This window comes from Streptomyces sp. NPDC096176 (assembly GCF_044763255.1).
GTDB lineage: Bacteria > Actinomycetota > Actinomycetes > Streptomycetales > Streptomycetaceae > Streptomyces.
On sequence record NZ_JBIWFV010000018.1, the window covers coordinates 47,433 to 73,616 of the forward strand.

At 71.9% G+C, this 26,184-nt stretch carries 22 protein-coding genes; 10 read left to right on the forward strand and 12 right to left on the reverse strand.

Annotation, left to right across the window (positions count from 1 at the left end; translation table 11 throughout):
• Positions 1-18 precede the first annotated feature (18 nt).
• Complete coding sequence (locus ACIQ7Q_RS32525; protein ID WP_403870217.1) at positions 19-1,188, reverse strand: steroid 3-ketoacyl-CoA thiolase; 1,170 nt, start codon at positions 1,186-1,188, stop codon at positions 19-21.
• Positions 1,189-1,462: 274 nt separating this feature from the next.
• Here ACIQ7Q_RS32525 and ACIQ7Q_RS32530 point away from each other — a divergent pair, with 274 nt between their 5' ends.
• Positions 1,463-2,707, forward strand: coding sequence for a cytochrome P450 (locus ACIQ7Q_RS32530; RefSeq protein ID WP_403870220.1), 1,245 nt, complete (start codon positions 1,463-1,465; stop codon positions 2,705-2,707).
• 43 nt (positions 2,708-2,750) lie between these two features.
• On the opposite strand, the gene ACIQ7Q_RS32535 is transcribed toward ACIQ7Q_RS32530, so the two are convergent.
• The 4 genes from ACIQ7Q_RS32535 to ACIQ7Q_RS32550 form a co-directional block, all read right to left on the reverse strand.
• A complete protein-coding gene (locus ACIQ7Q_RS32535; protein ID WP_403870223.1) occupies positions 2,751-3,479 on the reverse strand; it encodes a DUF6338 family protein in 729 nt (242 codons plus the stop codon).
• Positions 3,469-3,681: a hypothetical protein gene (locus ACIQ7Q_RS32540; protein ID WP_403870226.1), complete on the reverse strand. Its 213-nt coding sequence runs from the start codon at positions 3,679-3,681 to the stop codon at positions 3,469-3,471. Before ACIQ7Q_RS32540 ends, ACIQ7Q_RS32535 begins: the two co-directional genes overlap by 11 nt.
• A gap of 18 nt (positions 3,682-3,699) precedes the next feature.
• On the reverse strand, positions 3,700-6,225 hold the full coding sequence (locus ACIQ7Q_RS32545; RefSeq protein WP_403870229.1) for a CHAT domain-containing protein: 2,526 nt from the start codon (positions 6,223-6,225) through the stop codon (positions 3,700-3,702).
• A 161-nt stretch (positions 6,226-6,386) separates the two neighbouring features.
• A complete protein-coding gene (locus ACIQ7Q_RS32550) occupies positions 6,387-8,891 on the reverse strand; it encodes a glycoside hydrolase family 3 protein (RefSeq protein ID WP_403870231.1) in 2,505 nt (834 codons plus the stop codon).
• 172 nt (positions 8,892-9,063) lie between these two features.
• On the opposite strand from ACIQ7Q_RS32550, the gene ACIQ7Q_RS32555 reads away from it, so the two are divergent.
• A complete protein-coding gene (locus ACIQ7Q_RS32555) occupies positions 9,064-9,681 on the forward strand; it encodes a TetR/AcrR family transcriptional regulator (RefSeq protein WP_403870234.1) in 618 nt (205 codons plus the stop codon).
• 267 nt (positions 9,682-9,948) lie between these two features.
• Here the strand turns inward: ACIQ7Q_RS32555 and ACIQ7Q_RS32560 are convergent, their stop codons facing one another.
• On the reverse strand, positions 9,949-11,973 hold the full coding sequence (locus ACIQ7Q_RS32560; protein ID WP_403870236.1) for a bifunctional glycosyltransferase 87/phosphatase PAP2 family protein: 2,025 nt from the start codon (positions 11,971-11,973) through the stop codon (positions 9,949-9,951).
• Positions 11,974-12,217: 244 nt separating this feature from the next.
• Here ACIQ7Q_RS32560 and ACIQ7Q_RS32565 point away from each other — a divergent pair, with 244 nt between their 5' ends.
• Together ACIQ7Q_RS32565 and ACIQ7Q_RS32570 are read left to right on the forward strand one after the other, a co-directional pair.
• On the forward strand, positions 12,218-13,360 hold the full coding sequence (locus ACIQ7Q_RS32565; RefSeq protein ID WP_403870239.1) for a DUF2330 domain-containing protein: 1,143 nt from the start codon (positions 12,218-12,220) through the stop codon (positions 13,358-13,360).
• Positions 13,361-13,376: 16 nt separating this feature from the next.
• On the forward strand, positions 13,377-14,048 hold the full coding sequence (locus ACIQ7Q_RS32570; RefSeq protein WP_403870242.1) for an O-methyltransferase: 672 nt from the start codon (positions 13,377-13,379) through the stop codon (positions 14,046-14,048).
• A gap of 120 nt (positions 14,049-14,168) precedes the next feature.
• Here the strand turns inward: ACIQ7Q_RS32570 and ACIQ7Q_RS32575 are convergent, their stop codons facing one another.
• Positions 14,169-14,813, reverse strand: a complete 645-nt coding sequence (locus ACIQ7Q_RS32575; protein ID WP_403870245.1) for a dihydrofolate reductase family protein — start codon at positions 14,811-14,813, stop codon at positions 14,169-14,171.
• A gap of 184 nt (positions 14,814-14,997) precedes the next feature.
• Here ACIQ7Q_RS32575 and ACIQ7Q_RS32580 point away from each other — a divergent pair, with 184 nt between their 5' ends.
• Positions 14,998-15,333, forward strand: coding sequence for an antibiotic biosynthesis monooxygenase family protein (locus ACIQ7Q_RS32580; protein WP_403870248.1), 336 nt, complete (start codon positions 14,998-15,000; stop codon positions 15,331-15,333).
• 25 nt (positions 15,334-15,358) lie between these two features.
• Here ACIQ7Q_RS32580 and ACIQ7Q_RS32585 read toward each other — a convergent pair whose 3' ends face one another.
• On the reverse strand, positions 15,359-15,703 hold the full coding sequence (locus ACIQ7Q_RS32585; RefSeq protein WP_403870251.1) for a hypothetical protein: 345 nt from the start codon (positions 15,701-15,703) through the stop codon (positions 15,359-15,361).
• Positions 15,704-16,026: 323 nt separating this feature from the next.
• Positions 16,027-16,653: a hypothetical protein gene (locus tag ACIQ7Q_RS32590; protein WP_403870254.1), complete on the reverse strand. Its 627-nt coding sequence runs from the start codon at positions 16,651-16,653 to the stop codon at positions 16,027-16,029.
• 112 nt (positions 16,654-16,765) lie between these two features.
• Here ACIQ7Q_RS32590 and ACIQ7Q_RS32595 point away from each other — a divergent pair, with 112 nt between their 5' ends.
• A complete protein-coding gene (locus ACIQ7Q_RS32595) occupies positions 16,766-17,245 on the forward strand; it encodes a GNAT family N-acetyltransferase (RefSeq protein WP_403870257.1) in 480 nt (159 codons plus the stop codon).
• A gap of 53 nt (positions 17,246-17,298) precedes the next feature.
• On the opposite strand, the gene ACIQ7Q_RS32600 is transcribed toward ACIQ7Q_RS32595, so the two are convergent.
• Positions 17,299-19,365, reverse strand: a complete 2,067-nt coding sequence (locus ACIQ7Q_RS32600) for a DHA2 family efflux MFS transporter permease subunit (protein ID WP_403870340.1) — start codon at positions 19,363-19,365, stop codon at positions 17,299-17,301.
• Positions 19,366-19,530: 165 nt separating this feature from the next.
• On the opposite strand from ACIQ7Q_RS32600, the gene ACIQ7Q_RS32605 reads away from it, so the two are divergent.
• Complete coding sequence (locus ACIQ7Q_RS32605; protein WP_403870260.1) at positions 19,531-20,853, forward strand: peptidoglycan-binding protein; 1,323 nt, start codon at positions 19,531-19,533, stop codon at positions 20,851-20,853.
• Positions 20,854-21,032: 179 nt separating this feature from the next.
• Positions 21,033-21,698 (forward strand): HAD-IA family hydrolase, encoded by a 666-nt coding sequence (locus ACIQ7Q_RS32610; RefSeq protein WP_403870262.1) that lies wholly within the window; start codon positions 21,033-21,035, stop codon positions 21,696-21,698.
• 77 nt (positions 21,699-21,775) lie between these two features.
• Here the strand turns inward: ACIQ7Q_RS32610 and ACIQ7Q_RS32615 are convergent, their stop codons facing one another.
• Positions 21,776-22,360: a TMEM165/GDT1 family protein gene (locus ACIQ7Q_RS32615; protein WP_403870265.1), complete on the reverse strand. Its 585-nt coding sequence runs from the start codon at positions 22,358-22,360 to the stop codon at positions 21,776-21,778.
• A gap of 249 nt (positions 22,361-22,609) precedes the next feature.
• Positions 22,610-23,362, reverse strand: a complete 753-nt coding sequence (locus tag ACIQ7Q_RS32620; RefSeq protein ID WP_403870268.1) for an ABC transporter permease — start codon at positions 23,360-23,362, stop codon at positions 22,610-22,612.
• Positions 23,363-23,562: 200 nt separating this feature from the next.
• Here ACIQ7Q_RS32620 and ACIQ7Q_RS32625 point away from each other — a divergent pair, with 200 nt between their 5' ends.
• Both ACIQ7Q_RS32625 and ACIQ7Q_RS32630 read left to right on the forward strand, forming a co-directional pair.
• A complete protein-coding gene (locus tag ACIQ7Q_RS32625; RefSeq protein ID WP_403870271.1) occupies positions 23,563-24,225 on the forward strand; it encodes an HNH endonuclease family protein in 663 nt (220 codons plus the stop codon).
• A gap of 158 nt (positions 24,226-24,383) precedes the next feature.
• Positions 24,384-26,069 carry an alkaline phosphatase D family protein gene (locus tag ACIQ7Q_RS32630; RefSeq protein ID WP_403870274.1) on the forward strand — a complete coding sequence of 562 codons (1,686 nt, stop codon included), beginning with the start codon at positions 24,384-24,386 and terminating at the stop codon, positions 26,067-26,069.
• Positions 26,070-26,184 lie beyond the last annotated feature (115 nt).

Sequence of the window (26,184 nt, forward strand, 5' to 3'; positions counted from 1 at the left end):
CAGGGCAAACCGAACCCCCTAGATCCGTTGAATGATCGTGCCCGTCGCCTGCGCGCCGCCCGCGCACATGGTGATCAGCGCGAACTCCTTGTCCCGGCGCTCCAGCTCATGGAGCGCCGTTGTGATGAGCCGGGCACCCGTCGCACCGACCGGATGCCCGAGCGCTATCCCGCCGCCGTTGACATTGACCTTCTCCAGGTCCTGGTCGAAGACCTGCGCCCAGCTCAGCACCACGGACGCGAAAGCCTCGTTGACCTCCACGATGTCGATGTCCTTCAGCGACATGCCCGCCCTGCCGAGCACCGCCCGCGTCGCGTCGATCGGGCCGTCGAGGTGGAAGTGCGGGTCCGCGCCGACGAGCGCCTGCGCGACGATCCGGGCGCGCGGCTTCAGCTTGAGCGCCCGCGCCATGCGCTTGGACGCCCACATGATGGCCGCTGCCCCGTCGGAGATCTGTGAGGAGTTCCCGGCAGTGTGCACCGCGGTCGGCATGACCGGTTTCAGACCGGCCAGCGCCTCTGCCGACGTGTCGCGCAGCCCCTCGTCCCGGTCGACGAGCCGCCACATTCCCTGCCCCGCCGCCTGCTCCTCCTCCGTCGTCGGCACCTGCACGGCGTACGTCTCGCGTTTGAAGCGCTCCTCGCTCCACGCCCTCGCCGCCCGCTGCTGGGACAGCAGCCCGAGCCTGTCGACGTCCTCGCGTGTCAGGCCGCGGCGCCGCGCGATGCGCTCGGCGGCCTCGAACTGGTTGGGCAGGTCGACGTTCCACTCGTCGGGGAACGGCTTCCCCGGCCCGTGCTTGGAGCCGCTGCCGAGCGGCACCCGGGACATGGCCTCGACGCCGCAGCTGATGCCGATGTCGATGACGCCGCCCGAGATCATGTTGGCGACCATGTGGCTCGCCTGCTGCGACGAGCCGCACTGGCAGTCCACGGTCGTGGCCGCCGTCTCGTACGGCAGCCCGACCGTCAGCCAGGCGGTGCGGGCGGGGTTCATGGACTGCTCGCCGGCGTGTGTGACCGTGCCGCCGACGATCTGCTCGACGCAGTCGGCGTGGATGCCGGTGCGACCCAGAAGTTCACGGTAGGTCTCGCCGAGCAGGTAGGCGGGGTGGAGGTTGGCGAGGAGCCCTCCCCGCTTGCCGATGGGGGTGCGTACGGCTTCGACGATGACGGGTTCCGCGGCCATGAGCTCGTCCTCTCCTCGCGGCCGTTCGGGCGTCCCGGCGCCCTTCCGGGCCGAACTCTCGAAACTCGAGAAACATGGAACTGGTACGCGTTCTAGTTCCTCGAGAAGTCTTATGAGTGCTACCGCCGGTACGCAAGGGTCTTGCACGCCTCTTACTGCACCCCCGACTCGCAACAGTTCCGACCGGATGCCTTGCCTCTTGTAGAACTCGTTACTACCTTTCGGCCACTCCTGATGGACCGTCAGACCGTCAGACCTGAAGCGGGAGCTGCCGATGTCCTGCCCCCATCTGCCCAAAGGGTTCGACTTCACCGACCCCGATCTCCTCCAAGCCCGCGTCCCGTACCCCGAGTTCGCCGAGATGCGGCGTACCGCACCCGTCTGGTGGTGCGAACAGCGCGCAGGCATCTCCGGTTTCGACGACGAGGGCTACTGGGTCGTCACCCGGCACGCGGACGTCAAGCACGTCTCCACGCACCCCGAACTCTTCTCCTCGAACACCAACACGGCCGTGATCCGCTTCAACGAGTCGATCAGCCGCGACCAGATCGAGGTCCAGAAGCTGATCATGCTCAACATGGACCCGCCCGAGCACACCCGCGTCCGCCAGATCGTCCAGCGCGGCTTCACCCCTCGCGCGGTGCGCTCCCTGGAGGCGGCACTGCGCCGCCGCTCACGCGCGATCGTCGATACGGCGAAGGCGGGCGCGAAACCGGACGGCAGCTTCGACTTCGTCACCAACGTCGCCGTCGAACTGCCCCTCCAGGCCATCGCCGAACTCATCGGCGTCCCCCAGGAGGACCGGGCCAAGATCTTCGACTGGTCGAACAAGATGGCGGCCTACGACGACCCCGAGTACGCGATCACGGAGGAGGTCGGCGCGGAGGCCGCCATGGAGATCGTCGCGTACGCGATGAACCTCGCGGCGGCACGCAAGGAGTGCCCGGCGAAGGACATCGTCAGCCGGCTCGTGGCGGCGGAGGGCGAAGGCAACCTGTCCTCCGACGAGTTCGGCTTCTTCGTCATCCTTCTCGCGGTGGCCGGCAACGAGACCACCCGCAACGCGATCAGCCATGGGATGCACGCGTTCCTCACCCACCCCGACCAGTGGGAACTCTACAAGCGGCTGCGGCCGGACACGACGGCCGAGGAGATCGTGCGCTGGGCGACCCCGGTCGTCTCCTTCCAGCGCACGGCCACGCAGGACGTGGTCCTGGGCGGGGCCCGCATCAAGAAGGGCGACCGGGTGGGCCTCTTCTACTCCTCCGCCAACTACGACCCGACGGTCTTCGACCACCCCGAACGCTTCGACATCACCCGCGACCCCAACCCGCACCTGGGCTTCGGCGGTGGCGGCCCGCACTTCTGCCTGGGCAAGTCCCTGGCGGTGATGGAGATCGACCTGATCTTCAACGCGATCGCCGACGCGCTCCCCACCCTCCGTCTCGCCGGCGACCCCCGCCGCCTCCGCTCGGCGTGGCTGAACGGCATCAAGGAGCTCCAGGTCACGACAGATTGACCGGGCGGCCTGTGCTGCCGAGTCCGACAAGTGGAAGGCAGGGTTACGGCGTCGCGCCGGCCGGGGACGGCGAGGGCACAGTCGCGCCGCCCGGCGAGGGCGCCGCCGCGGCGCCGGGTGCCGGGCGGTGCGGCGGGTAGCTGATGTGCACCACGCGTACGAGCGCGCCGGGCACGAAGACGCAGGCGGCAGGCGAAGGGGTGCGCGGGACGTCACCCGGTCCCGTCCAGGCGATCGGTCGCTGGAGCACCAGATCGCGCCTGGCCGGGTCCGGATCGGCCGACACGTAGCGCACATATCCCTCCACCAGCCGGCCGTCGGACAGCTCGACGGCGACGAACGGCTTCCGGCTCCTGTCCGGGCCGGCGCGGTCGGTGAGAGCGTGGACGGCCACCGTGCCGTCCCGCACTCCGGCGCCTGTGCGCTTGGGCGACCTGCGTCCCGCGTACACCCCGGCCAGCGTGCTGAGCACCATGCTCAGCGCCATGGCCACAAGCGCGGCGCCAACCCAGGACCAGGGCCGTTCCCGGAAGTCGGCCGACGCCTGCGGCACGGCGTCGAGCGGCACGAGGAAGGCCGCCACTTCGCCGACGAGGAGCGTCAGCAGCAGTCCGGCCGCGGTCGCCAGCGCGCCGACGCTGAACAGTTCGACGATTTCGGTGGTCGAGGACCGGGTCTCCGTGGGGCGATAGCGGCGCACGGCCTGGTGGAACGCGAAACCCGGCGTCATCGCGGCCAGCAGAATCACCGCCGCGACGACGCTACTGGGCACGCGGCTGCCCCTGTGTGCCGGGCTCCGGGGGCAGAGCGGGCGGGGCGCCGGTCACGGCGGGCGGCAGCTCGGGGGCGGGTTCGTCGGTCAGGTCCTCGACGACGAACTGCCGGTCGTCGAGGCCGAATTCGTCCTCCCAGTCCGACCCGCCCTGTCCGTCGTTCCCGGTTCCGTGCGGGGGCCTGCTGTTCTCGGTCGCCATGGTGTGCGTCCTCCTTGTTCACATGCGCTGACAGTCGTCGAACGTGGTGGTGATGCTGACGAGCCCTGCCCACAGCCGCGGCGGCGCCGACAGCCCGACCTCCGCCCGGAACCGGCGCTGGGCGGTGCGCAGGGCTGTCGACGGCGGCATGCCTTCGGCGAGGAGCTGGTACAGGACGGCCAGGATGCGGGCGGTGGGGTGGCTGTACCGGGGGTTGTTCGCTCTCCCGTCCGGCAGGGGGAACATCCCGCCGATGACCGTCTCGGCGCCCCGGCACAGGGCGACCGTCGGAATGCCGAGCGGGTCGGTGCCGCGGCGCTCGTCGAGTTCGGCGGACAGGCAGGCGTTGACGAGCAGGGTACGGGGGAACCGGAGCGTGAGCATGCGTGCCGCCGACAGCCTGGTGCGCCGGTCCAGGCGGAGCGCGTGGGCGAGTCCGGGGCTGTCGTCGCCGTGTACGGAAGCGGCTCCGAGCGCGAAGCCGGCGCCGCCCGGGGCGAGCGCAGTCAGCAGCTCCGTGGGGGTGCGGGTGTGGACGACCCCCGTGCCGTACGCGGCATCGAGGGCGGCCCGTTCGAGATCCAGGCCCTCGGCGTTGACGCCGGCGAGGTAAGTGAACGCCCCTCCTTCGGCCCCGCCGCCGGGCAACGACCCGTCCGCCGACTGCCGGCCGTCCATGAGGGACAGGCTGGGCAGCATGGCCAGGACCGCGCGGTCCAGCACGTACCCCTCCGGATCGACCGGTGCGACGCTCAGCGCGGCCCACGGCACCCGCCACAGTCTCGGGTCGGGTACGACGAGCAGTTTGGGTACCGCGCCTGCAGGGTCGGTGTCGCGCAGCAGTGTCACGAGGCCGGGCGGCAGCAGGAGCCGGGCCAGGGCCGCCCAGGGCGCGGTGTCACGAACGGTGAGGTGGCGGCACCGCGGTGACGTCCTCCAGTCGGGCGCCTCCGCGCGGACGCCCTCCGTCTCACCGGGGGCGTCCGGCGCGGACTGCGGGGGCGTCTCCTGCGCCGTGCCGCTGCGCAGGTCATCGATTCCGGTGATCTCGCCGAGCAGCACACCCGAGGCGCCCTCGACGGGATGGAGGAACGGATGCCGTGTGCCGTCCGGGGCCGTCCACAACCCGGCGACACAGGTGTTGCTGCCGTCGCCGACGAGCCGCACGTTCAGCACATGGCTGCTCCAGCGCCTCGCGTACTCGCGCGGATCACCGGCCGGTCCGTCGTCTGCCGCGCTCAGCGCCCACCGGAACCGCAGCGACACCAACGTCTCCAGACGCTCGTACGCCCGCGCCACCTGCTGCCGTCCGACGCCGGGATGGACGGGCGGCGCCTGGACCTCGGCGGCCCGCGCGGCCTCCGGTGCACTCGTGCCCTCGGCGCCCGCCAGCGTCGTCAGCAGGCCGACGATCTCCGCCATCCCGTCCTGCTCGATGTCATCGGGTGTCCGTACGGCCAGCTCGCCGCGGAGCATGCGGCGCAGCGCGGTCCGGCTGCCGAGGTCCAGGAGCGACGCGTAGGCGTCCAGGGCATGTTCGTCTCCGCGCAGGTGGAGGGCGTGGGCCGTGGTGTAGGCGGCGAACTCGTGCTCGCTGTAGAGGTCGACGTAATAGGTCTGGGCGTCGCGCCAGCCCCAGCCTGCGCGCAGGTCGGAGACGCCGCGCATCATCAGCAGGTAGGCGTCGAGAGCGCCCTTGTCGTCACCTTGCGCGCGCGCCACGAGGGCGGTGGCGATCAGGTGGCGCACGCGGTGGGGCAGGGCGCAGTCGTCGTGCCCGAGGACCTGTGCGGCTTCGGCGGTCCACCGGGCGGCGTCGTCGATGCGGTCCTCGGCGAGCGCCAGAACAGCGAGCATGTCGCAAGCGCTGACGAGTTGCGGCCGGCAGCGCCACTTGGCGGCCAACTTCCGTCCGGTCGTGGCGTGTTCGATCGCTCGGGGAACGTCGTCGGCGTCGAAGGCGATGTTGGCGAGGAAGAGCTCCGCACGGACCCGGCTGAGCTTGTACATGTCTCCCCCGCCGACTTCCACCGCCTGTGTGAGGGTTCTGTACGCCTCCTCGTTCCGGCCCAGCACCAGCTGGATCTTGCCGAGCTTCTCCCATGCCTCGGAGCGCGTGGAGCGGTTCGCTCCCTGCTCATGGTGGCGGACCGCGGCGAGCGCCTCCTGTTCGGCGGTGGGCAGATCGCCCTGTGCCACCGCGAGGTCGCTGCGGAGCATGGCCACATTGGCCGCCAGCAGCGGCAGCCTTGCCGTGGCCGGATGCGCGGCGACGGAGTCGACCAGCTCCATGGCGGCGGCGAGGTCGCCGGCCTGTCCCAGCTCCATTGCCCTCGCCAGCCGGTTGGTCAGGGGCTCTACGTGTACGGCCTCGCGCCGGAGTTCGTCCATACCGGCCATCTGCGGCCGCCGTCCGTTCCGTACGAGGGCAACGACGACGAGCACGACCAGGAACACGGCGGGCAGCAACCACGAGCCGCCCATCACCGCCCGGGAGACGAGGTAGGAGAAGGCCGCCACGCCGACAAGGGTCTTCCAGGACACTTGGCGGCGCGTGTCCGTCGCGGGTGTCTTCTGGCCACTGCCGGCTTGCTCCATGGCGCCCCCCCCCCCGCTGCCTGCCTGGCGTAGGGCGCTCAGCCTACGGACATAGGGCGATGATGTCGGCCGAATCATGAAACGCGGGCGGACCACCGGTCCGCGGGTCAGATGATGAGCGGCGCGCTCAGGCGGCGGTCGGCGATCGAGCGGCCTGCCTGGACCTCGTACGCGCCCGTCACCCGCCGCCAGGTCCCGGCCGCTTCGTCCCAGATCTCGAAGGCCCGGGGCGGCAGCTCGACCGTTACGCGCACGCTCTCGCCGGGCTCCGCCGCCACGGCGGCGAAGCCCGCGAGCCACCGGGCCGGGCGGTCCGCGTCGGCCGTGACCGGCGCCAGGTACACCTGGGCGACCTCCCGGCCCGTGCGTTCGCCGGAGTTGCGGACGCCGAGCGTGACCGACGTTCCCCGGACCTCGATGGTCTCGTACGTCCACTGCGTGTAGCCGAGGCCGTGCCCGAAGGCGTACGAGGGGGTCCGGCCCGCCCTCTCCCAGGCGCGGTAGCCGATGAAGACGTCCTCCGTGTAGCGCAGTGCGCCGTCGGTCGGCACGACCTCGGTGACGGGCGCCCGGTCCAGGTCGCCCCAGGTGGTGGGGAGTCGCCCGCCGGGCTCCTCCGCCCCCAGGAGGACGTCCGCGAGCGCGGCGCCGCCCTCCTGGCCGGGGAACCAGCTCAGCAGGACCGCGGCCACCTCCTCGCGCCACGGAAGCTCGACGGGAGAGCCGGAGTTGACGACCACCACGGTGCGCGGGTTGACGGCCGCGACCGCGCGGACCAGGTCGTCCTGACGGCCGGGCAGGCGCAGGTCCCGGCGGTCGAATCCCTCGGACTCGACGCGCTCCGTTGTCGCGACGACCACGACGGCGGCGTCCGCGTCGCGCGCCGCGGCGACCGCTTCGGCGATCAGCTCGTCCGCGTCACGGCGCGGGCCGAGGTGCACCAGCGAGAGCATCACGCCGGGCAGCGGCGCGGCGGACTGTTCGGGCAGCGTGTGGAGCAGCGACACGTGCACCGGTTCGCCCTCGGTGAGCGCCGCCGTCCCGCGCTCGAGCGGGGCGCCGATGAACGCCTCGAACGGATCGGACTCGTCGCCCATCGCCTGGACGCCGTCGTAGAGGACCTTTCCGTCCACGGTGAGGGTGAACGCGCCGAGCCCGCGGGTGCCGAAGGCGTGCTCGCCGCTCTCCCGCGGCAGGAACGTGCCGGTGATCTCGACGCTGTGCAGCGCGTCGTGGGTGACGCCGTCGGGCAGGTCGTCGCCGATCCACTGGACCTGCCCGTTCGGCAGGCTCCCCTCGCCGATGACGTTCCCGCCGGCGTCACGGCACAGGGCGCGGAGAGTGAATCCCTTGTCGGCCGGGGCGAGTTCCACACTCGGGTCGGCGCCGACGGCGTAGGCGACCGCACCCTCGGGCAGCGCGGCGACCAGGCCGTCGAGCGGCGAGAGCGTACGCGCGGGGAAGACGGTCGCGGAACCGCCGCCGAGCACGCGGGCGTCCCGGGCCGCCGCACCCAGGAGGGCGACCGTGCGGACGCGGGCGGGGTCCAGCGGCAGGGCACGACGGGCACGGTCCGCGCCCGGTACGGCCTCGTTGCGTACGAGCACGAAGGCGCGGCGGGCGATCTCGCGGGCGAGCGCCTGGCCGTCGACCTCGGGCGGGGCCTCGGCGACCACGGGCTCGGCGTCCTCCAGCAGGCCGACGCGGGCGGCGAGGCGCAGCACATTGCGAACGGCCTCGTCCACCGCCGACTGGTCGACCTCGCCGTCGCGGACGGCGGCCGCGAGGGCCGCGCCGTAGACGGTGTGCGGGCCCGGCATGGCGACGTCGAGGCCGCCCTCGATGGCGCCCGTGGTGGAGCGGGCGGCCATCCAGTCGGAGACGTTGCAGCCGTCGAAGCCCCATTCGCCCCGCAGTACTTCGCGGACGAGATACCGGTGTTCGGTCATGGTCGCGCCGTCGACCGCGTTGTAGGCCGTCATGATGCCCCACGGGTGGGCGTTCTCGACGATGGCCTCGAACGGCGCGAGGTACAGCTCGCGCAGGGCGCGGGCGGAGACGATGTTGTCGACGGTGAAGCGGTCGGTCTCCGCGTCGTTGGCGACGTAGTGCTTGACCGTGGTGCCCACTCCTCCGGCCTGGACGCCCTGCACATAGCCGGTGCCGATCGCCCCCGTGAGGTACGGGTCCTCGCTGTACGCCTCGAAGTGCCGTCCGCCGAGCGGCGAGCGGTGCAGGTTGACGGTCGGCGCGAGCAGCACGTGGACGCCCTTGCGGCGCGCCTCCTGGGCGAGCAGCACACCGGCCCGGCGAGCGAGGGCCGGGTCCCAGGCGGCGGCGAGCGCGGTCGGCGACGGCAGCGCGATCGACGGGTCGTCCGCGGTCCACCGGACACCGCGGACGCCGATCGGGCCGTCGGACATGACAAGCGATCCGAGCCCGATCTGCGGGACGGCCGGCAGGGACCACATGTCCTGCCCGGCGAGCAGACGGGTCTTGGTGTCGAGGTCGAGCTTGCCGAGCGCCGCGTCGACCACCGCCTCGCGTGCCAGGTCGGCAGCACTGTCGGACCGGGGGCGGCGGCGTTCCGGGGCGGCCTGGGCTTCGGGCATGGCGGGGTCTCCTCGCGGATGTGCGCGGCAAAGATGTCGCGGCATGGCACTCGGTGCGGTGACCGCCATCGTTCTCCACCTACCTGATGATCGGTAGGTTACGTTACCTTTACGTTATAACGAATGTCGTACGGTCCTACCAGCAGTGGAAACGGATCTCCGGAGGAGCGCGATGGCGGCGGGCGTCAGAGGCGAGGGGCGGCGGGCCGAAATCCTGCGGGCCGCCCTGGAGGTGATCGCCGAGCGCGGCTACCGCAGCGCGAGCCTCGGTGCGATCGCCGAGCGGGTTGGGCTCACCCAGCAGGGCCTGCTGCACTACTTCCCCAGCAAGGAGGCGCTGCTCGTCGCCGTGCTGGAGGAGCGCGACCAGTGGGACGCGGTGCCCGACAGCCAGTGGCGCATCGACCTGCTGGCCTCACTCGTCGAGTACAACGCGATGAGGCCGGGCATCATCCAGACCTTCTCCGCCCTCCTCGGAGAGAGCGTCACGGAGGACCACCCGGCCCGGGACTTCTTCACCCGGCGTTACGTGACCGTCCGGGAGAACATGGCGGCCGTCCTGCGCGCGGAGTACGGCGACCACCTGCCCGGAGGCCTCACCCCGGAGCGGGCGGCCCCGCTGATGACGGCGGTGATGGACGGCCTGCAGTACCAGTGGCTGCTGGCGCCGGAGTCGGTGGACATGCCGCAGGCGTTCCGGGACTTCCTGTCCCTGCTGGGCGGGGACGGCGAGGGAGGCGAAGCGCGGCCCGGCGGGGACGCGGAAGCGCGGCCCGGCCGCCGCGACTGACCCGCGGCGCGTGCGACGCCCCCCTGGTCAGGGCGGCGCGGTGTCTTCGAGGGCATGGCCCGCCGTGGCCGAGCTGCTCGTGAGTCTCGTGCGCCATGTGCCTGGTGCTGCGGGTTGCTCGTCCTGCGCCGCCCGGCGCGGGAGCGGCAGGACCGATGTGCGAGATCGCCCCGCCCGTCACTCCAGTGGCGGAAGCCCCCCGGGTGGCGGACCATTACTGAACGCGGCGATCCACCCCGGGGGGCACGAAGACCCGTGCCCCCCGGGTTACGCGCGCCCGGCGGGGACCGCCGCGCCCTGCGGGTCCGCTTCCCTTCTGGCGGCCGGTACGGCCTTCGCCGGGAGCAGCAACTGCCTCGGGCCCGCCAGCAGGTACGTGAGGCCGAAGCCTGCGCCGACGACCAGCGCGCCGCCGAACGCGTCGAGCACCCAGTGGTTGGCGGTGACCACGATCGCGCACACGGTGAGCAGCGGGTGCAGCAGTCCCAGCAGTTTCATCCACAGCTTGGGTGCGAGCATCAGCACGATGAGTCCGCACCACAGCGACCAGCCGAAGTGCAGTGACGGCATGGCCGCGTACTGGTTGGTGACGGCGGTCATCGCCCCGTAGTCCGGGTTGGCGAAGTCCTGCGGGCCGTGGACGGTGTCGACGAAGCCCATGCCGGGCATCAGCCGCGGCGGCGCCAGCGGGTACAGCCAGAAGCCGAGGAGCGCGAGGAGCGTCGCGAACGCGAGCGACGAGCGCGCCCAGCGGTAGTCGGCGGGCCGGCGGACGTACAGCACGCCGAGGATGGACAACGGGACCAGGAAGTGGAACGACGTGTAGTGGAAGTTGAAGAGGGCCTCGACCCACTCCGTCCTCACCACCGCCTGGTTGGCCCAGTGTTCCATGTCGATGCCGAGGACGCCCTCGATGGCGTGGATCTGCCGGCCGTGCTCCTGCGCCGCGGCCACGCTGCCGGTCGCGGCGGCACGGATGTGCGAGTAGACGGAGTAGCCGACCCGTATGACGAGCAGTTCGAGCAGCAGGTTCGGGCGGGTCAGCACCCTCCGCCAGAACGGCAGCAGCGGCACCCGGGCCCAGCGGGCCGGGGCGGGCGCGGCGTAGTCGGTCGGGACGGGGCGGCGGAAGTAGGGCGAGCTGAGCGGCAGGTACGGCACCGCGCAGGCCGCGGCGAGCGCGGCGATGAGCAGCGTGTTGTCCCGGACCGGGTGGAAGACCGTCATGTCGGGCAGCAGCATGTTGCCCGGCAGCGTGATCGCGAGGACGACGAGCACGGGCCACAGCATCCGGTCGGCCGCTCGCCTGCCGACGCGGCCGACGACCGCGAGGAGCACCCACAGCAGCTGGTGCTGCCAGGCGGTCGGGGAGACGGCGACGGCCACGCATCCGGTCACGGCCACGGCGAGGAGCAGTTGGCCGTCCTGGGCACAGCGGACGGCGCGGCGCAGGCCGAAGAAGACGACGGCGGCGGCCAGGAGAACGTAGACGGCGATCTCGAGGGGGCCTTCGAGCCCGAAGCGCAGGAGCGCACCGTGCAGCGACTGGTTGGCGAGGCTGTCGGGGTTGTCGCCGAGCCCGGCGCCTGCGACATGGTGGACCCAGAACGTCCACGAGTCGCCGGGCATCGCGGCCCAGGCGAGCGCTGTGAGGGCGCCGAAGGTGCCCATCGAGGTCACGGCGGCCTGGCGGCGGCCGGTGAACCACAGCAGCGGCGCGAAGAGCAGCACGGTGGGCTGGAGGGCGGCTCCGACACCGATGAGGAGACCCGCCGGCCTCTCCCCACGCACCGCGAGGCAGCCGAGCAGCACGAGCAGAACCGGGATGATGCTGGTCTGGCCCAGGTGGAAGCTGTTGCGGACGGGCAGTGACAGCATCAGCAGGCTGATGGCGACGGGCGCGGCCAGCAGGGTGCTGCGGCGCGAGACGGGGATCGGCAGGGCACGGGCCACGACCAGGCCGAGCAGCACCACGAGCAGCAGCGTGCCGCAGGTCCAGACGACGCCCAGGCTCTGCTCCGCGGATCTGGCGATCGGTTTGAGGACCAGCCCCGCGAAGGGCGTGCCGGTGAACCGGCCGGACTCGTAGAGGGAGCCCGGGACGTGCAGGACGCCGTTGTCGCCGATCCACGTCCCCAGGTCGATGAGCCGTTTACCGGGCGGCTGGGTCAGAACCGCTGCCGTCTGCCGTACCGCGAGCACTACCGCGAAGAGCCACAGCGCGGCTCTCGCCGCACCGATCCTCGAATCCGCCGTCGCGCTCCCGCGCGGGCTGTGTTCCGCGTTCGCCACGTCGCGCCGAGCCTCCCCACCGTTTTTTCGTCCTGTTGTCTGTAGATCTGGTGTCCACAGCGCGCCCGTAGAGCGTCGCACTGCCCCGTGAAGAAGACCTACGCAACCCCCTGTTCGCCTGACTGTCACCCCGTCACCGGCCGATATTGTCCGCCGATCGCGACGGAACGAGCGACGGAGCCGGCGGCGGAACTGATACGTCCGCGACGGAACCGCGGATGTTCACGGCACCGTCACAGGAGGTATGCGGGGGAACATACAAGAATTCAGGCCGGGCGCGCGCCTGGTCACAGTGGTGCTGGCGTTGCTCGTGCTGCAGATCGCGTCCCTGATCAGCCCGGCGTACGCCTGCGGCTGCGGCGCGATGGTGGTCGACCGGAACGCGGAACTGTCCGTCGACCGGGAGACGTCGGTGATCGACTGGGACGGCCGCACCGAGCAGATCGTCATGCGCTTCACGGTCGCCTCGGACGCGCCGGACGCGGCGTGGATCATGCCGGTGCCGACGCGGGCGGAGGTCGAACTGGCGGACGACGCGCTCTTCGACGAACTGGTGCGGATCACGGCGCCCGAGCAACGTACGCGTCACTACTTCTGGCCGCGGGGCGGCGACTGGCCCTTCGACGACGTCGACGGTGCGGCCGGGGCGGCACCGGGCGCGGGAGCGGACGGCTCGGGGGTCGGTGTGGTCGGCCGGGAGCGGCTCGGCGACTTCGACGTGGCCCGGCTGACGGCCACCGACCCCGACGCGCTCGGCGACTGGCTGGACGAGAACGGCTTCGAACTGCCCGAGGGACTCGGCGAGGACCTTCGGCCGTACGTCGACCAGGGCTGGGAGTACGTGGCCGTACGGCTGGCGCCGCGCGAGAAGGGCGCGGTGCTGACGGGCACGCTCGATCCGCTGCGGCTGAGCTTCACCAGCGACCGGCTCGTCTACCCGATGCGGCTGTCCCGGCGTGCGAAGACACCGCAGGCGCTCGGCCTGTTCGTCCTCGCGCAGCACCGCATGGAGCCGCGCGACACGATCGGCGGCTCGGAGCCGGAGGTGACCTTCGCGGGCAAGGTGGAGCCGCATGGCGCGGTGGGCCGCCTCACCGGCGGGGAGGAACGCTTCCTCACCGCACTCGACCAGCACTTTTCCGAGCCGGCCAGGATCGACGGCGACCACGAACTGACGCCGACCGCGCAGGACACACCCTTTCGGCGGGCGGTGTACGACGACGACCTGCTGACGGTAGGCGGCGTACCGGTGTGGCTGCTGACGGTGGGCGGCGCGGCGGTGGCGCTCACGGCGCTGGTGCTGCTGCGCGCACGGGGTGCCCGGGCGGGGCGGCGCGGGTCGGTGCCGCCGTCGGCGCCGACACGAGTGCCTCCGCCGGTCTCCTGAACGTAGGTTGAACCGTATGACTCAGGAGCAATGGCAGGCCGTGGACAGCTATATCAGCGATCTCCTCGTACCCGAGGACGAGGCCCTCGCCGCGGCCCTCGCGACGAGCGAAGCGGCCGGGCTGCCCGCGATCAACGTGGCACCGAACCAGGGCAAACTGCTGCACCTTCTGGCGCGGATGCAGGGCGCGCGCACGGCGCTCGAGATCGGGACGCTCGGCGGCTACAGCACCATCTGGCTGGCACGGGCGCTGCCCGCCGACGGCCGGCTCATCTCGCTCGAGTACGACCCGGCCCACGCGGACGTGGCCCGCGCCAACATCGCCCGGGCCGGCCTCGACAAGGTCGCGGAGGTCCGCACGGGAGCGGCCCTCGACACCCTGCCGCGCATCGCGGCGGAGCCGGGAGCGGGCCCCTTCGACCTGGTCTTCATCGACGCGGACAAGCGCAACAACCCCCGCTACGTGGAATGGGCCCTGCGCCTGACCCGCCCCGGCAGCCTGATCATCGTGGACAACGTGGTGCGGGGCGGGGCCGTGACGGACGCGTCGAGCAAGGACCCGTCGATCGTCGGGACACGCGAGATGTTCGAACTGGTGGCACGCGAGCCGAGGTTGGACGCGACGGCGCTGCAGACGGTGGGGGTGAAGGGGTACGACGGGATGCTTGTGGCGCGGGTGATTGAGTGACGCGTGGGGGCGTCACCCTGCGAGGCTGCTCCCCGCCCTCCCCTACGGCCTGGCGGCCGTAGGGGGCCTTCGCGAACCGGGGCACGCCCCGGGCCCGGTACCGCGCTTCGCCGCCTCGTGTCACCTGCGCCAGAACAGGTGGTGCGTCACGCCGCTCGGGCTGGGCACGACCTCCAGGTGGAACCTGTCGAGCAGCTCGTCGGGGGACTCCCAGAGTCGCAGTCCCGACCCGAGCTTCACCGGCGAGACCGCCACGTGCATGGTGTCGACGAGGTCGGCGTCGAGGAACTGCCGGATGGTGGTGACCCCGCCGCCGAGCCGGACGTCCTTGCCCCGCGCCGCCTCGCGCGCCTGCCCGAGGACGGTGGCCGGGTCGCCTTCGACGAAGTGGAACGTGGTGTCGGAGAGCGTGAACGAAGGACGCTTGTGGTGGGTCAGGACGAACACCGGGGTGTGGAACGGAGGCTCGTCGCCCCACCAGCCGCGCCACTCGTGGTCGTGCCAGGGCCCGCGCTGGGGCCCGAACTTGTTGCGGCCCATGATCTCGGCGCCGATGTTGCGTGCGTAGTCCCGCGTGAAGTAGTCGTCCAGGCCCCGGCTCCCCCCGGGGTCGGTGCGCCTGGGCCAGCTCGCCGTGGCGCCTGCCCAGGCGAACAGCCGCTCGGGGTCGACGTGGCCGAACGGTCTCTCGAGGCTCTGGTCCTCACCGGCACCGATGCCGTCACTCGAGACGTTGAAGTTCTGGACTTTCAGCAGCTGAGCCATGTGTTCCTCCTGCGGTGCCGATGACGCTGATGAGACTCTCCACACCGGGAAAACTCATCGCGGTATCGGTGACCGGTCCCCCGGGACTCGTCCTCGCCCGCTTCGACCGGCGGATGTAGGAAACTGCACGGAGATCGTCAAGGCTCGGCGTACGGCCCGGCCTGTGATTCCGGAGAGGTGCCATATGCCCAGTGTGGTAAAGATCAACGTACTGACTGTCCCCGCCGAGCAGCGCGAGATCCTGGAGAAGCGGTTCGCCTCCCGCGCGCACGCCGTGGAGAACTCCGACGGCTTCGAATGGTTCGAGCTGCTGCGGCCCGTCGAGGGCACCGACCAGTACCTCGTCTACACGCGGTGGCGCGACGAGGAGTCGTTCCAGGCGTGGATGGAGGGGCCCATGAAGGCCGCGCACCAGGGCACCGGCGGTGAAGGCGGTGGCGGCGAGCGTCCCAAGCCCGCCGCCACCGGGTCCACACTGTGGTCGTTCGAGGTCGTCCAGCAGGCGGCCCCGAAGGCCTGATCCTGCCAGGGCGCCTGACCACCTCTCAGGTCCGCAGGAGGCGCTCCGTCACCTCGCGGTACCCGCGCAGCGCGAGGCGCAGTTCCTCCGTGTCGTCCTCATGCCGCCACCCCTCGCCCAGCGAGCGGCGGCAGTCCGCGAGTGCGGCGGTGAGCCGGTCGCCGGTGTCCTCGAGGACATCGGCCGCCTCCTCGACGGCACGGCGCGGGGCGTCGACGAAGCCGGTCATGGCGTGCTGCAGCCGCTGCGCGAGCTGCTCGCGCTCGGGCTGGGGCAGCAGTTGGGCCGCCCGCGGCTCGGCGTCACCGGCGCCCGGCGCGGTGACCGGGGTGGCCGAGCGGCCGACGCGCCCGGGGGGCGGGCCGGTCACCGCGTCACCGGCCGCTGCCGGAGTCGTGGCCGGCGCCGTTCCCGCCGTTGTCCTCGACGGCCCTTTCGGCCGGCGGGGCTCGTCGATGCGCCCGGGCCCTGAGCCCCGCCCCGCGTCAACACCCGCGTCCGCGCCCCCTACCGGCTTCAACGGTTCGTCGACCGGGCCCGGTCGAGGCGTGTGGGCAGCGCTGCGTTCGGACTGCTTGCCGTCCCGCCCCTCCGGCGCGGCGGGGGCGTACATGTCTCCCGCGTCGCCGGGGGCACCGGGCGGGACGGCAGTTATGGATGACCTGTTGTGCTCGTCGTCTCGGCCGTGCTTCATCAGGCGCCACTCCCCCTCGGGTGCAGCGCGTGCCCTCGGCCGGGGCGGCCGGGGCGATGGCGGCCGTGGTCGACGGCACGGTCGGCCACCAGGTCCTCGAAGAGGGCTCGGGCGTCGACCATCGCCTCGCGCAGTCCTTCCGTGCTCACTCCGGACTCGGTGCGCGCGGCGCGGTGCACCTCGCGGTAGCCCTCGACGTGGTGGGGGTGGTGCACCGAGAGCGCGGCGAGCTGCTCCTCGTAGCGGCCCGCTGCCGGGAAGCCCCGGTCTGCGGCCAGTCGGCCGAGCAGCTGGTCCGCATCGGCGACAGCCCTGGCCGGGGAATCGACGAAGCGTTCCTGCACGGCGGTCCATTCGGCGTCGTAGTGCTCGCGCACGCCGGGCGCGAGAGGTTGCGGCTTCAGGTCGCCGTGGCGCTTCACGCGTTCGTGCAGTTCGCGGTCGGCGGCCTTGGCGTCTCCGTCGTGGCGCGCGAGGGCCCGTTCGTACTCCGGGCCGAACCGTCGGCGCAGAGCTCGCCTCCCGCCGCCGTGTCCACTCGTGCGGCGTGCGTACAGCGCGCCGGCGGTGATCAGGAGGACCACGATCACCGCGACGACGATCAGAACTGTGGTCAGGGTTGACATGACTCACCTTCCGGGCTGACCCGTTGGGCGCTCACTGTTCGCGAGCGTGTCTCGCTGCGGGTAACCGGTAAATCGTTGGCCAAACAAGCAGCACGCGGGATAGGGAACTCCCATGACCGTGTGGACCCTGACCGCCGAGGCCTTCGACTCCCCCGACGCGACCGCCCTCAGGCGCGCGTACTACCACGATGTGGCGAGCCGTTACTGGGGACGGCCGGCGACCGTCGCCGAGGTCGACGCAGGTCTGGACGGGGACGGGGTCGAGCGTCTGACATCGCCCACCGGCCAGTTCCTCGTCGGCCGGTGCGACGGCGAAGCGGCCTCCTGCGGCGGGGTGCTGATGCTGGACCAGGAGCGCGCCGAGCTGACCCGTGTGTTCCTTCGCCACCACTGCCGCGGCCGTAAGGGCGCCGGTCTGCTGATGGAGTCGCTGGAGCACGAGGCCCGTTCGCTCGGCGCCCGCCGAATGGTGCTCAACACCCGACTCGATCTCGTCGAGGCCCGCAGGCTGTACGTGCGGCACGGGTACGCGGAGATTCCGGCGTACTGCACGGGCCCGTACATGGACGTCTGGTACGGCAAGGACCTGTAGCGACAGTCCGGTCCGGGACGGTCAGAGGGCAGCGACGGCCCGGGCCGGGACGGTCAGACGGCGTGGCGCCTTGGGCGCTGGTGGTCGCCGCGCGGTTCGGGACTGTGCGGCCGCTCGTCGTCGGAGCCGCAGAGTTCCACGTTCAGTTCGTGCACCAGCTGGACGAGGTCGGTGGGCCGTTCCGGGCCCCACCAGTCGCCGAGCAGTTCCGCGAGCGAATCCTCCCGGGCCTGGGACAGGCGTACGGCCGCCTCCGCCCCGCTGTCGGTGAGCATCAGGCTGAGCCCCTCGCGGCGGGCGAGGCCTCGCCCCTCCACCTCGCGGGCCGCCTCCGTGATGGTACGCAGCGGCACGGGCGTGGTCTCGGCGAGCAGGGCCGGTTCGACCACGCCGTGGCGCTTCATCCGCAGCAGCAGCCAACTGGAGGCGGGCAGCAGGTCGTACCCGGCCCGCTCTGTGATCTTCTCGTAGATGTGTCGCCGCCCCTCGCGGGAACCGAGCACCGACAGCGCCCGGGCCACCTCGTCGTAGGACGAACGCTCGACGGGGTTGGAGGCGAGCGTCTCGCTGTGGTCGGGCGCGGTCACCGAGGCGCGCAGCTTGTCCTCCTTGAGGAACCAGGCGATGACGAAGGCGACGGCGACGATCGGCACGGCGTACAGGAAGACGTCGGTGATCGACGTCGAGTAGGCGTGGAGCACCGAGGGCCGCAGGCCGACGGGGAGTTCGGCGATCGTTCGCGGGTCGGCGGCGATGTCGGCCGGCCCGGCCCCTGGCGGGACCTGCTGCCCGGCGAGGGCGCCGGCGAGCTTGTTCTCCAGCCGGCCGGCGAAGATCGTGCCGAAGACGGCGACCCCGAACGAGGCGCCGATGGAGCGGAAGAACGTCGCACCGGACGTGGCGACGCCCAAATCCTCGTAGCCGACCGAGTTCTGCACGACCAGGATCAGGACCTGCATCACCAGGCCGAGTCCCGCGCCGAACACGAAGAAGACGGCGCTCATCTGCAGGGTGGAGCTGGACTCCTTGAGCTGGTGCAGCAGGACGAGACCGAGAGCGGTGACGGCGGTTCCGGTGATCGGGAAGACCTTCCAGCGCCCGGTGCGGCTGACGATCTGCCCGGACGCGGTCGACGTGATCAGCAGACCGACCACCATCGGCAGCATGTGCACACCGGACAAGGTCGGCGAGATGCCGTGGACGACCTGGAGGAACGTCGGCAGGTACGTCATCGCTCCGAACATCGCGAAGCCGATCACAAAGCTGATGACGGCGACGAGCGTGAAGGTACGGCTGTGGAAGAGCTTCAACGGCAGGACCGGTTCGGCTGCCCTGCGTTCGACGGCGACGAACGCGACGAGGAGTACGGCTCCGAGGACGGCGAGCCCGATGATCTGCGCCGAGCTCCACGCCCAGGTCGTGCCGCCGAGGGAGGCGACGAGGACCAGGCAGGTGGCGACGGAGGCGATGAGGAGGGTGCCGAGGTAGTCGATGGTGTGCGGGGTCCGCCGGACCGGGATGTGCAGGACGGCGGCGATGACGAGGAGGGCGACGACCCCGAGTGGCAGGTTGACGTAGAACACCCAGCGCCAGCTGAGGTGTTCGGTGAAGAAGCCGCCGAGCAGCGGGCCGAGGATGCTCGTCGCGCCGAAGACCGCCCCGAACAGGCCCTGGTACTTGCCGCGTTCACGCGGTGAGACCAGGTCGCCGACGATCGCCATCGACAGCACCATCAGCCCGCCGCCGCCGAGGCCCTGGACGGCGCGGAAGGCGATGAGCTGCGGCATGTTCTGGGCCATGCCGCACAGCGCGGAGCCGATGAGGAAGATGACGATGGCCGTCTGGTAGAGCTTCTTGCGGCCGTACTGGTCGCCGAGCTTGCCCCACAGCGGTGTGGCGGCGGTCGAGGCCAGCAGATAGGCGGTGACCACCCATGACAGGTGGTCCATGCCGCCCAGTTCGCTGACGATGGTCGGCAACGCGGTTGCGACGATGGTCTGGTCGAGAGCGGCGAGCAGCATGCCGAGCAGCAGCGCGCCGATGGCCACAAGGACGGTTCGCCGGCCCTGTCCCTCGCCGGGCGCGGGACTCAACTGCGCGGTGCTCGCATCCTGGGCCATGCCGATCTCCTCGTTCCGGCTGCGCACGTTCCATTCCATCGTGGTGGGTCTGTCCGGTTATGGCCTGCCGAGCGCCCAAGGATGCGGTCGGGCCGCGGGACGGGGCGTTGGGCACCGCGGAGGAGCGCTGCATAATCGGCGGCATTCCAAGGGGAGGGGCCGGCAATGACCGGAAACAGATGTCCGGAGTGCGACAGACCGCGGAGCGGGGACGGCACCGCCGGCCCCGGCTGCGACTGCGCAGAGCGGGCGGGGGCCGCGCTGCGCGCGGAACGCCGGGCGGACATCGCGGCGGCGGAGGACTTCGACCCGCTGCGGATCAGGCCGTACGTGACGCTGGAGGGCCTGCGGGGGTCCGCCGACGACTCCGACCCGGCGCCCGAGATGCCCGACCCGCCGCTGCCCCGCCCCGTCCAGGGGGCGACGGGGTGGCAGGGTCAGGAGACGTCGGACGCGGCGGCCGCGGCCGGGCAGGGCCCGGGTGCCGGAGGGGCCGCTACGACCGGGCCGATGCCGTGGGCGACGCGGGCAGAGCGGGCGGGGGCCGCACTGCGCGAGGAGGGCGCCGAAGGCGCGTCTGCGGAGGCGGGCGGACAGGGGCCTGACGGGCGGGGCCTGGGATTCGCTGTGGGAGCGGCGTCGGCACCGGCCGCCATGAGCGGCGACACCGCGCCGTTGCCCTTGATCACCGACACGCAGGGGGCGACCACACCCACAGAAACGTTGCACCGGGCGGGCGCCGGGCCCGAGGCCGCGGGGGACGCGGGGGACGCGGGGGACGCGGGGGACGCGGGGGACGCGGGGGACGCGGGGGACGCGGGGGAGGCGCCCGAGGACGTCACGCTGTACGTCGCCGATCCCGGGGCCGCGCCGCGCCCCCGCCGCCGGCGGGCGTTCGCCGGGCTCATCGCGGGCGCGGCGGCCGTCGCCGTGGCGGGTACGGCCGCGTTCGCCGGCGGGTTGTTCTCCGGCGACGACGAGCGGGACCGTGCCCTGCCCCCGGACACCCGGAGCAGCGCACCGGACGCCACTGCCAGCGCGGTGCCGGACGCCCCGTCCGAGACCGCGTCGTCGTCCCCGTCGGCGTCGGCCTCCGCGTCGCCGTCGCCGTCACCGTCCGCCTCCACCACCCCGTCGCCCTCGCGTTCCGCGACGCGACCGGCCCCCGGCGGCAGCGGCGACACTCCGGTCAGCCCCTCCGCGCCGCCGCCCTCGACGGCACGGGCGACAGGCACCGTGTCGGAGGCCCCGAGCAAGCCGGGCGGCGGCACACTGCGCCGCGGGGACAGCGGCCCTGCGGTCTCGGAGCTCCAGCAGCGGCTGGGGCAGCTCCGGATCTACTACGACGAGGCGGACGGCCAGTTCGACGAGGAGGTCGAGCAGTCCGTGGCGAGGTACCAGTGGGCCCGCGGCATCCAGGGCGACCCGCTGGGCGTCTACGGCCCCCATACGCGCCGCGAACTGGAGGCCGAGACGGAAGAGCCGTGACGCGGCGGCCGCGACGCTCGGGGACGGCATGGGGGGCACTCGGCGCGGCCCGCCCACGAGGCGGATTGGCGCCACCACGCAGGTTTTTGTATCGTGTAGAAACAAAGTGGTTCCGCCCGTACTCCCTGACCGGCGGGCGGAACCGCTTGTTGTCTTCTCCCGCGCCCTGGAGCTCGCCCATGCCGGCCACCCCCACGCCCGTACTCACCGCCCGTGCGCTCCTCCTGGACATGGACGGCACCATCGTCAACTCGGACGCCGTGGTCGAGCGCGTCTGGCGCACCTGGGCCGTCGAGCACGGACTGGACGCCGACGAGGCACTCAAGGTCGTCCACGGCCGGCAGGGCTACGCGACGATGGCCGCGCTGCTCCCGGACCGCCCGATGGAGCAGAACCACGCCGACAACCGCGTGCTGCTCGCCCAGGAGACGGCCGACACCGAGGGCGTGATCCCCGTCACCGGCGCTCCCGCCTTCATGGCCGCCGTCGCCGGCCTGCCGCACGCCCTCGTGACCTCGGCCGACCTGCCCCTGGCCACGGCCCGTATGAACGCGGCGGTGCTGCCCATGCCGCAGGTGCGGGTGACGGCCGAGTGCGTCGGGGCGAGCAAGCCCGACCCCGAGGGCTTCCTCAAGGGCGCGGCCGAACTGGGTTTCGCCCCCGAGGAGTGCGTGGCCTTCGAGGACTCCGAGGCGGGCATCACGGCGGCCCGCGCGGCCGGTATGCGCGTCGTCGGCGTCGGTCCCCGAGCCGCGGTGATGACGCCCGACATCCACGTACCGGACCTGACGCATCTCACCGTGACCGCGCACAGGGACGGCACGATCGCGCTCAGCACCCCTTAGCTCCGGGACCACTCGGCGGGAGGTCCAGGACCACTCGGCGGGCGCCACGAGCCCGCCGAGTGGTGCGGTCCTTCCGCTCAGCCGGTGATCGCCTCGAAGAGGCTGAAGCCGGCGAGCGCGAGCATCAGGCACGCCGCGACCTTGGTGATCAGCTTCAGCGGCACGTACTTCATCAGCGTCCGGCCGCCGAGGATGCCGATGCCCGCGACCGCCCACAGCGCCAGCACCGCGCCGACGCCGACCGAGAGCGGATTGTCGTAACGGGCCGCGAGGTTGGCCGTCATGATCTGGGTGAGGTCACCGAACTCGGCGACCAGGATGAGCATGAAGCCCGCCCCGGAGACCTTCCAGAAAGACTGGTCGGCCGGGGCCTTGATGCTCTCCTCCTCGCCGTCGTCCTTCTTCAGCAGCAGCATCAGCGCGCCCGCGAGGAACAGGACGCCCACCACGGCCTGCACCAACCGGTGCGGCAGCAGGGTCAGCACGCTGCCGGCGGCGATGGCGAGGGCGACGTGGACGGCGAAGGCGGCGGCGACACCGGCGAAGACGTACGACGCGCGGTAGCGGGTGCCCAGCATCAGACCGGCGAGCGCGGTCTTGTCGGGCAGTTCGGCGAGGAAGACGACGCCGAACGTGATCGCCATGACGGTCAAGCTGATCACGGGTGGGTCCTCAATCGGTCGGGCGCGGCCCTGCCGAGAGTGTCCTGAGCGTTTCAGGGGTCGCTTCGGCACGGCAGCGCCATGAATGCATACATGGGCACTGCGGCCGAAGGTCTCGCCGGCAAGCCTCTGTGACGAGGCGGCCTCCGGGCGCCGGCCGGGCACGAGGCCCAGCAGTATGTCGACGGTCCGGCGAAGAGCTACTCCCCTTCTGCTCCGCACAGCCTACGGGACTGCGCCGCCGCTCCGTCAGGGACCTTGGGCCCCTCCGTTCCTGTTCAGCAGCCCGCGCGCCACGAGCTCGACGACCAGAGCGACCGCGATCGCCTGCACGGCCAGCAGCGCGACCAGTACGAACAGCTGGACCGCTCCCGCCTCGACCGGTGAGGCGCCGCCCAGCAGCATGCCGACGAAGGCGCCGGGGAGTGTGACCAGCCCCACGGTCCTGGTCTGGTCGAGGCCAGGGAGCAGTGCGTCGGAGGCGGGATCGCGGGCGACCTCCATGCGAGCGTCGCGGTCCAGCAGACCGAGGGCGAGACCCGCCTCCACCTCGCCGCGCCGCTGCTCCAGCTCGTCCAGCGCCCGCCGGCCGCCGACCGCCGTCACGGTCAGGGCGCCGCCGATCAGAATGCCGGTCACGGGGATCAGCGTGATGCCCTTCACCGGCACCAGTCCGGTGAGGAGCAGCGCGGCCACGACGGGCACCACCCCGGCGGCGATCGGCAGGCCGGCCCACCACCAGGTGGCGTTGGGGGTGATCCGCCTCCCGGCCGTGCGGGCGGCGACCGCGTACATGAGCGCGATGAAGGCGAGCAGCAGCGGAACGGAGCGGACGACCCAGCCGATCGCCGCGGAAACCGCGGCGAGTTGAACCGCGGCCCGCACGCCCGCGACGACGATCCGGCGGGAACGCCCCAGGTGGGCGACCGCGACCACGGTCGCCGCGGCGGCCAGCAGAACGGCCAGTACGGCCCCGAGGGTGAGGTTGACCGGCAGGAGCACGCCGCAACATTACGACCTCTCACGGCTCGTGTCGGTACGCCAGAACCCTTGATGTGACGTGCTCATGTCGCCAGTCTGTTACCTGGCGCCCACCCCCAGGCAACTTCGCGCCATCAACATGGCCACGCCCGCAAGGGCACCTCCCCGCGCCCGCAGGGGCGATGGAGGAGGCCGGCTCCCCCACCCACAAGGAGTTCCACATGTCAGGTGTCTACGCGCGTCGAAGCCGCGGCCTCCGCCGAATAGCCGTCCTCGGCGCCGCGTCCGCCCTCGCCACGACCGGTCTGCTGGCAACGGCCCCCGCAGCGCAGGCAGCGCCCCCCACACCCGTCAGCGCGTCCACCGCCCGCAGCTATCTCAGCCAGCTCACCGTGGGCGCGGAAGGCTCCTCCTCCGGCTACAGTCGTGACCTCTTCCCGCACTGGATCACCCAGTCCGGGGCCTGCAACACCCGCGAGGTCGTCCTCAAGCGCGACGGCTCGAACGTCCAGCAGGACTCCAGCTGCGCGGCGGTCAGCGGCAGTTGGTACTCCCCGTACGACGGCGCCACCTGGAGCGCGGCGGCCGACGTCGACATCGACCACATCGTGCCGCTGGCGGAGGCCTGGCGCTCCGGCGCGAACAGCTGGACCACGTCCAAGCGCCAGCAGTTCGCCAACGACCTGACCCGCCCGCAGCTCATCGCCGTCACGGACAACGTGAACCAGTCCAAGGGCGACCAGGACCCGGCCGAGTGGATGCCGCCGAGCAGCTCGTACCACTGCTACTACGCGCGGATGTGGGTGCACACGAAGTACTACTGGAACCTGAAGGTGGACTCGGCGGAGAAGAGCGCGCTCCAGTCGGTCCTGAACGGCTGCTGACCCCGTTCAAGCCCCGCCGGCGTTGAGGCGCGGCGGTCCGGGGGCAGAGCCCCCGGACCCCCGCCCCGCAGGACACGCCCGCAGGACACGCGAAAAGCCAGGAACCGACCCGCCCCCTCCCTCGTTCCGTACCGTACGGGGCGACGAAAGGGGCACACATGACCGGCCTCCGCCTGGGACCACTGCTGAGGCATGTCGACTGGGAGACGGGCACGAACGCCACCGTCTGGGTCGAGGCCGACCGCTCGTGCACGGCGGAGGTCCGCTGCGAGCAGGGCGGCTCGGGCTCCGCCCCGACGTTCCAGATCGCCGGCCACCACTACGCCGTGATTCCGGTGACGGGCCTGACACCCGGTTCCGCCACGGCGTACGAGGTGCTCCTCGACGGCAGCCGCGTGTGGCCGCCCGAGGATTCCGCGCTCCCGCCGAGCACCATCCGCACCCCGCCCGCGTCCGCAGACACCGTGCAGATCACCTTCGGCTCCTGCCGCTGGGCGGCACGGCCGGCGCACGGGCACGACCCGGTGGGGCCCGACGCCCTGGACACGCTCGCCGTCCGGCTGGCCGCCGACCCCGACGCCGAGCGTCCCGACGTGCTGCTCCTGCTGGGAGACCAGGTCTACGCGGACGAGACCTCCGACGCCACCGGCGCCCGGCTCAAAGCCCGCCGGGACACGAAGGTGCCGCCGGGCTCCGGAGTCGCCGACTACGAGGAGTACACCTGGCTCTACGACGAGTCCTGGCGCGACCCGGACGTCCGCTGGCTGCTCTCCACCGTTCCCAGTTGCATGATCTTCGACGACCACGACGTCATCGACGACTGGAACACCAGCACGGCATGGCTGGCGGAGATGCGGGCGACGCCGTGGTGGCACGAGCGGATCATCAGCGCGCTGATGTCGTACTGGGTCTACCAGCACCTGGGCAACCTCTCCCCCGCCGAGCTGGCCGCCGACCCGCTGTACGAAGCCGTGCTGGCCGCACCGGACGGCACGGAACTCCTGCGCCGGTTCGCGGAGAAGGCCGACCGTGACGCGACGACCGTGCGCTGGAGCTACCGGCGCGACTTCGGCCGGACCCGGCTGCTGATGGTCGACACCCGCGCCGCCCGGGTCCTGGAGGAGCAGGACCGGTCGATGCTCGACCCGGGCGAGGCCAAGTGGCTGACCGAACAGGCGCGGGACACCCCGGGGTCGTTCGACCATCTGCTGATCGGCACCTCGCTGCCATGGCTGCTGCCCCCGCTGATCCACGACGCGGAGAGCTGGAACGCGGCACTGTGCCGCGGCGAGCGCGGGCCGCGATGGGCGCGCTTCGGGGAGCAGCTGCGCCGGCATGCGGATCTGGAGCACTGGTCCGCGTTCCCCTCCTCGTTCGAGGAGCTGACGCGGCTGCTCACGGAGGTGGGCAGCGGGCCCGACGCACCGGCGACGGTGTGCGTGCTGTCGGGGGACGTCCATCACGCGTACGTGGCGGAACCGGAGTGGCCGGACGGCTCCGAGCGCGACGGGAGCGTCGCACGGCCGGACGCCCGCGTGCTACAGCTGACCTGCTCCCCTGTGCACAACTCCATCCCGCGCCCGATAAGGCTCGGATTCCGGTTCGGCTGGAGCAGTGCGGGGCGGCGGCTCGGGCGGCTCTTCGCCTGGCACGGCCGCACCGACAGGGCGCCCGTCCGCTGGCGCCGGTCGGCCGGACCGTGGTTCGGGAATCAGCTGATGACGCTGACCCTGCGGGGCCGCTCGGCTCTGCTGCGGCTGGATCAGGCGCGAGCGGAGGAGAAGGGCTCGGCCCGCGGTCGGCTGACGACACTGCTGGAGCGGCGGCTGACGGGCGGCCACTGACCGTCCGTCATCAGCGAGTTGGGTGCTCCTCGCCATGCCCGAGCGCCTTCCCGTGCCCCGGCCGGTTTGAGCCCCTGCCCGAATGTTGAACTTGCAAGTATCGATTAGGTCTGCC

Bases quoted from the DNA above. Each gene is read 5' to 3' on its own strand.
- ACIQ7Q_RS32525 (WP_403870217.1), bottom strand. From the start codon at position 1,188: ATGGCCGCGGAACCCGTCATCGTCGAAGCCGTACGCACCCCCATCGGC.
- ACIQ7Q_RS32530 (WP_403870220.1), top strand. From the start codon at position 1,463: ATGTCCTGCCCCCATCTGCCCAAAGGGTTCGACTTCACCGACCCCGAT.
- ACIQ7Q_RS32540 (WP_403870226.1), bottom strand. From the start codon at position 3,681: ATGGCGACCGAGAACAGCAGGCCCCCGCACGGAACCGGGAACGACGGA.
- ACIQ7Q_RS32550 (WP_403870231.1), bottom strand. From the start codon at position 8,891: ATGCCCGAAGCCCAGGCCGCCCCGGAACGCCGCCGCCCCCGGTCCGAC.
- ACIQ7Q_RS32555 (WP_403870234.1), top strand. From the start codon at position 9,064: ATGGCGGCGGGCGTCAGAGGCGAGGGGCGGCGGGCCGAAATCCTGCGG.
- ACIQ7Q_RS32565 (WP_403870239.1), top strand. From the start codon at position 12,218: ATGCGGGGGAACATACAAGAATTCAGGCCGGGCGCGCGCCTGGTCACA.
- ACIQ7Q_RS32570 (WP_403870242.1), top strand. From the start codon at position 13,377: ATGACTCAGGAGCAATGGCAGGCCGTGGACAGCTATATCAGCGATCTC.
- ACIQ7Q_RS32575 (WP_403870245.1), bottom strand. From the start codon at position 14,813: ATGGCTCAGCTGCTGAAAGTCCAGAACTTCAACGTCTCGAGTGACGGC.
- ACIQ7Q_RS32580 (WP_403870248.1), top strand. From the start codon at position 14,998: ATGCCCAGTGTGGTAAAGATCAACGTACTGACTGTCCCCGCCGAGCAG.
- ACIQ7Q_RS32590 (WP_403870254.1), bottom strand. From the start codon at position 16,653: ATGTCAACCCTGACCACAGTTCTGATCGTCGTCGCGGTGATCGTGGTC.
- ACIQ7Q_RS32595 (WP_403870257.1), top strand. From the start codon at position 16,766: ATGACCGTGTGGACCCTGACCGCCGAGGCCTTCGACTCCCCCGACGCG.
- ACIQ7Q_RS32600 (WP_403870340.1), bottom strand. From the start codon at position 19,365: ATGGCCCAGGATGCGAGCACCGCGCAGTTGAGTCCCGCGCCCGGCGAG.
- ACIQ7Q_RS32605 (WP_403870260.1), top strand. From the start codon at position 19,531: ATGACCGGAAACAGATGTCCGGAGTGCGACAGACCGCGGAGCGGGGAC.
- ACIQ7Q_RS32610 (WP_403870262.1), top strand. From the start codon at position 21,033: ATGCCGGCCACCCCCACGCCCGTACTCACCGCCCGTGCGCTCCTCCTG.
- ACIQ7Q_RS32625 (WP_403870271.1), top strand. From the start codon at position 23,563: ATGTCAGGTGTCTACGCGCGTCGAAGCCGCGGCCTCCGCCGAATAGCC.
- ACIQ7Q_RS32630 (WP_403870274.1), top strand. From the start codon at position 24,384: ATGACCGGCCTCCGCCTGGGACCACTGCTGAGGCATGTCGACTGGGAG.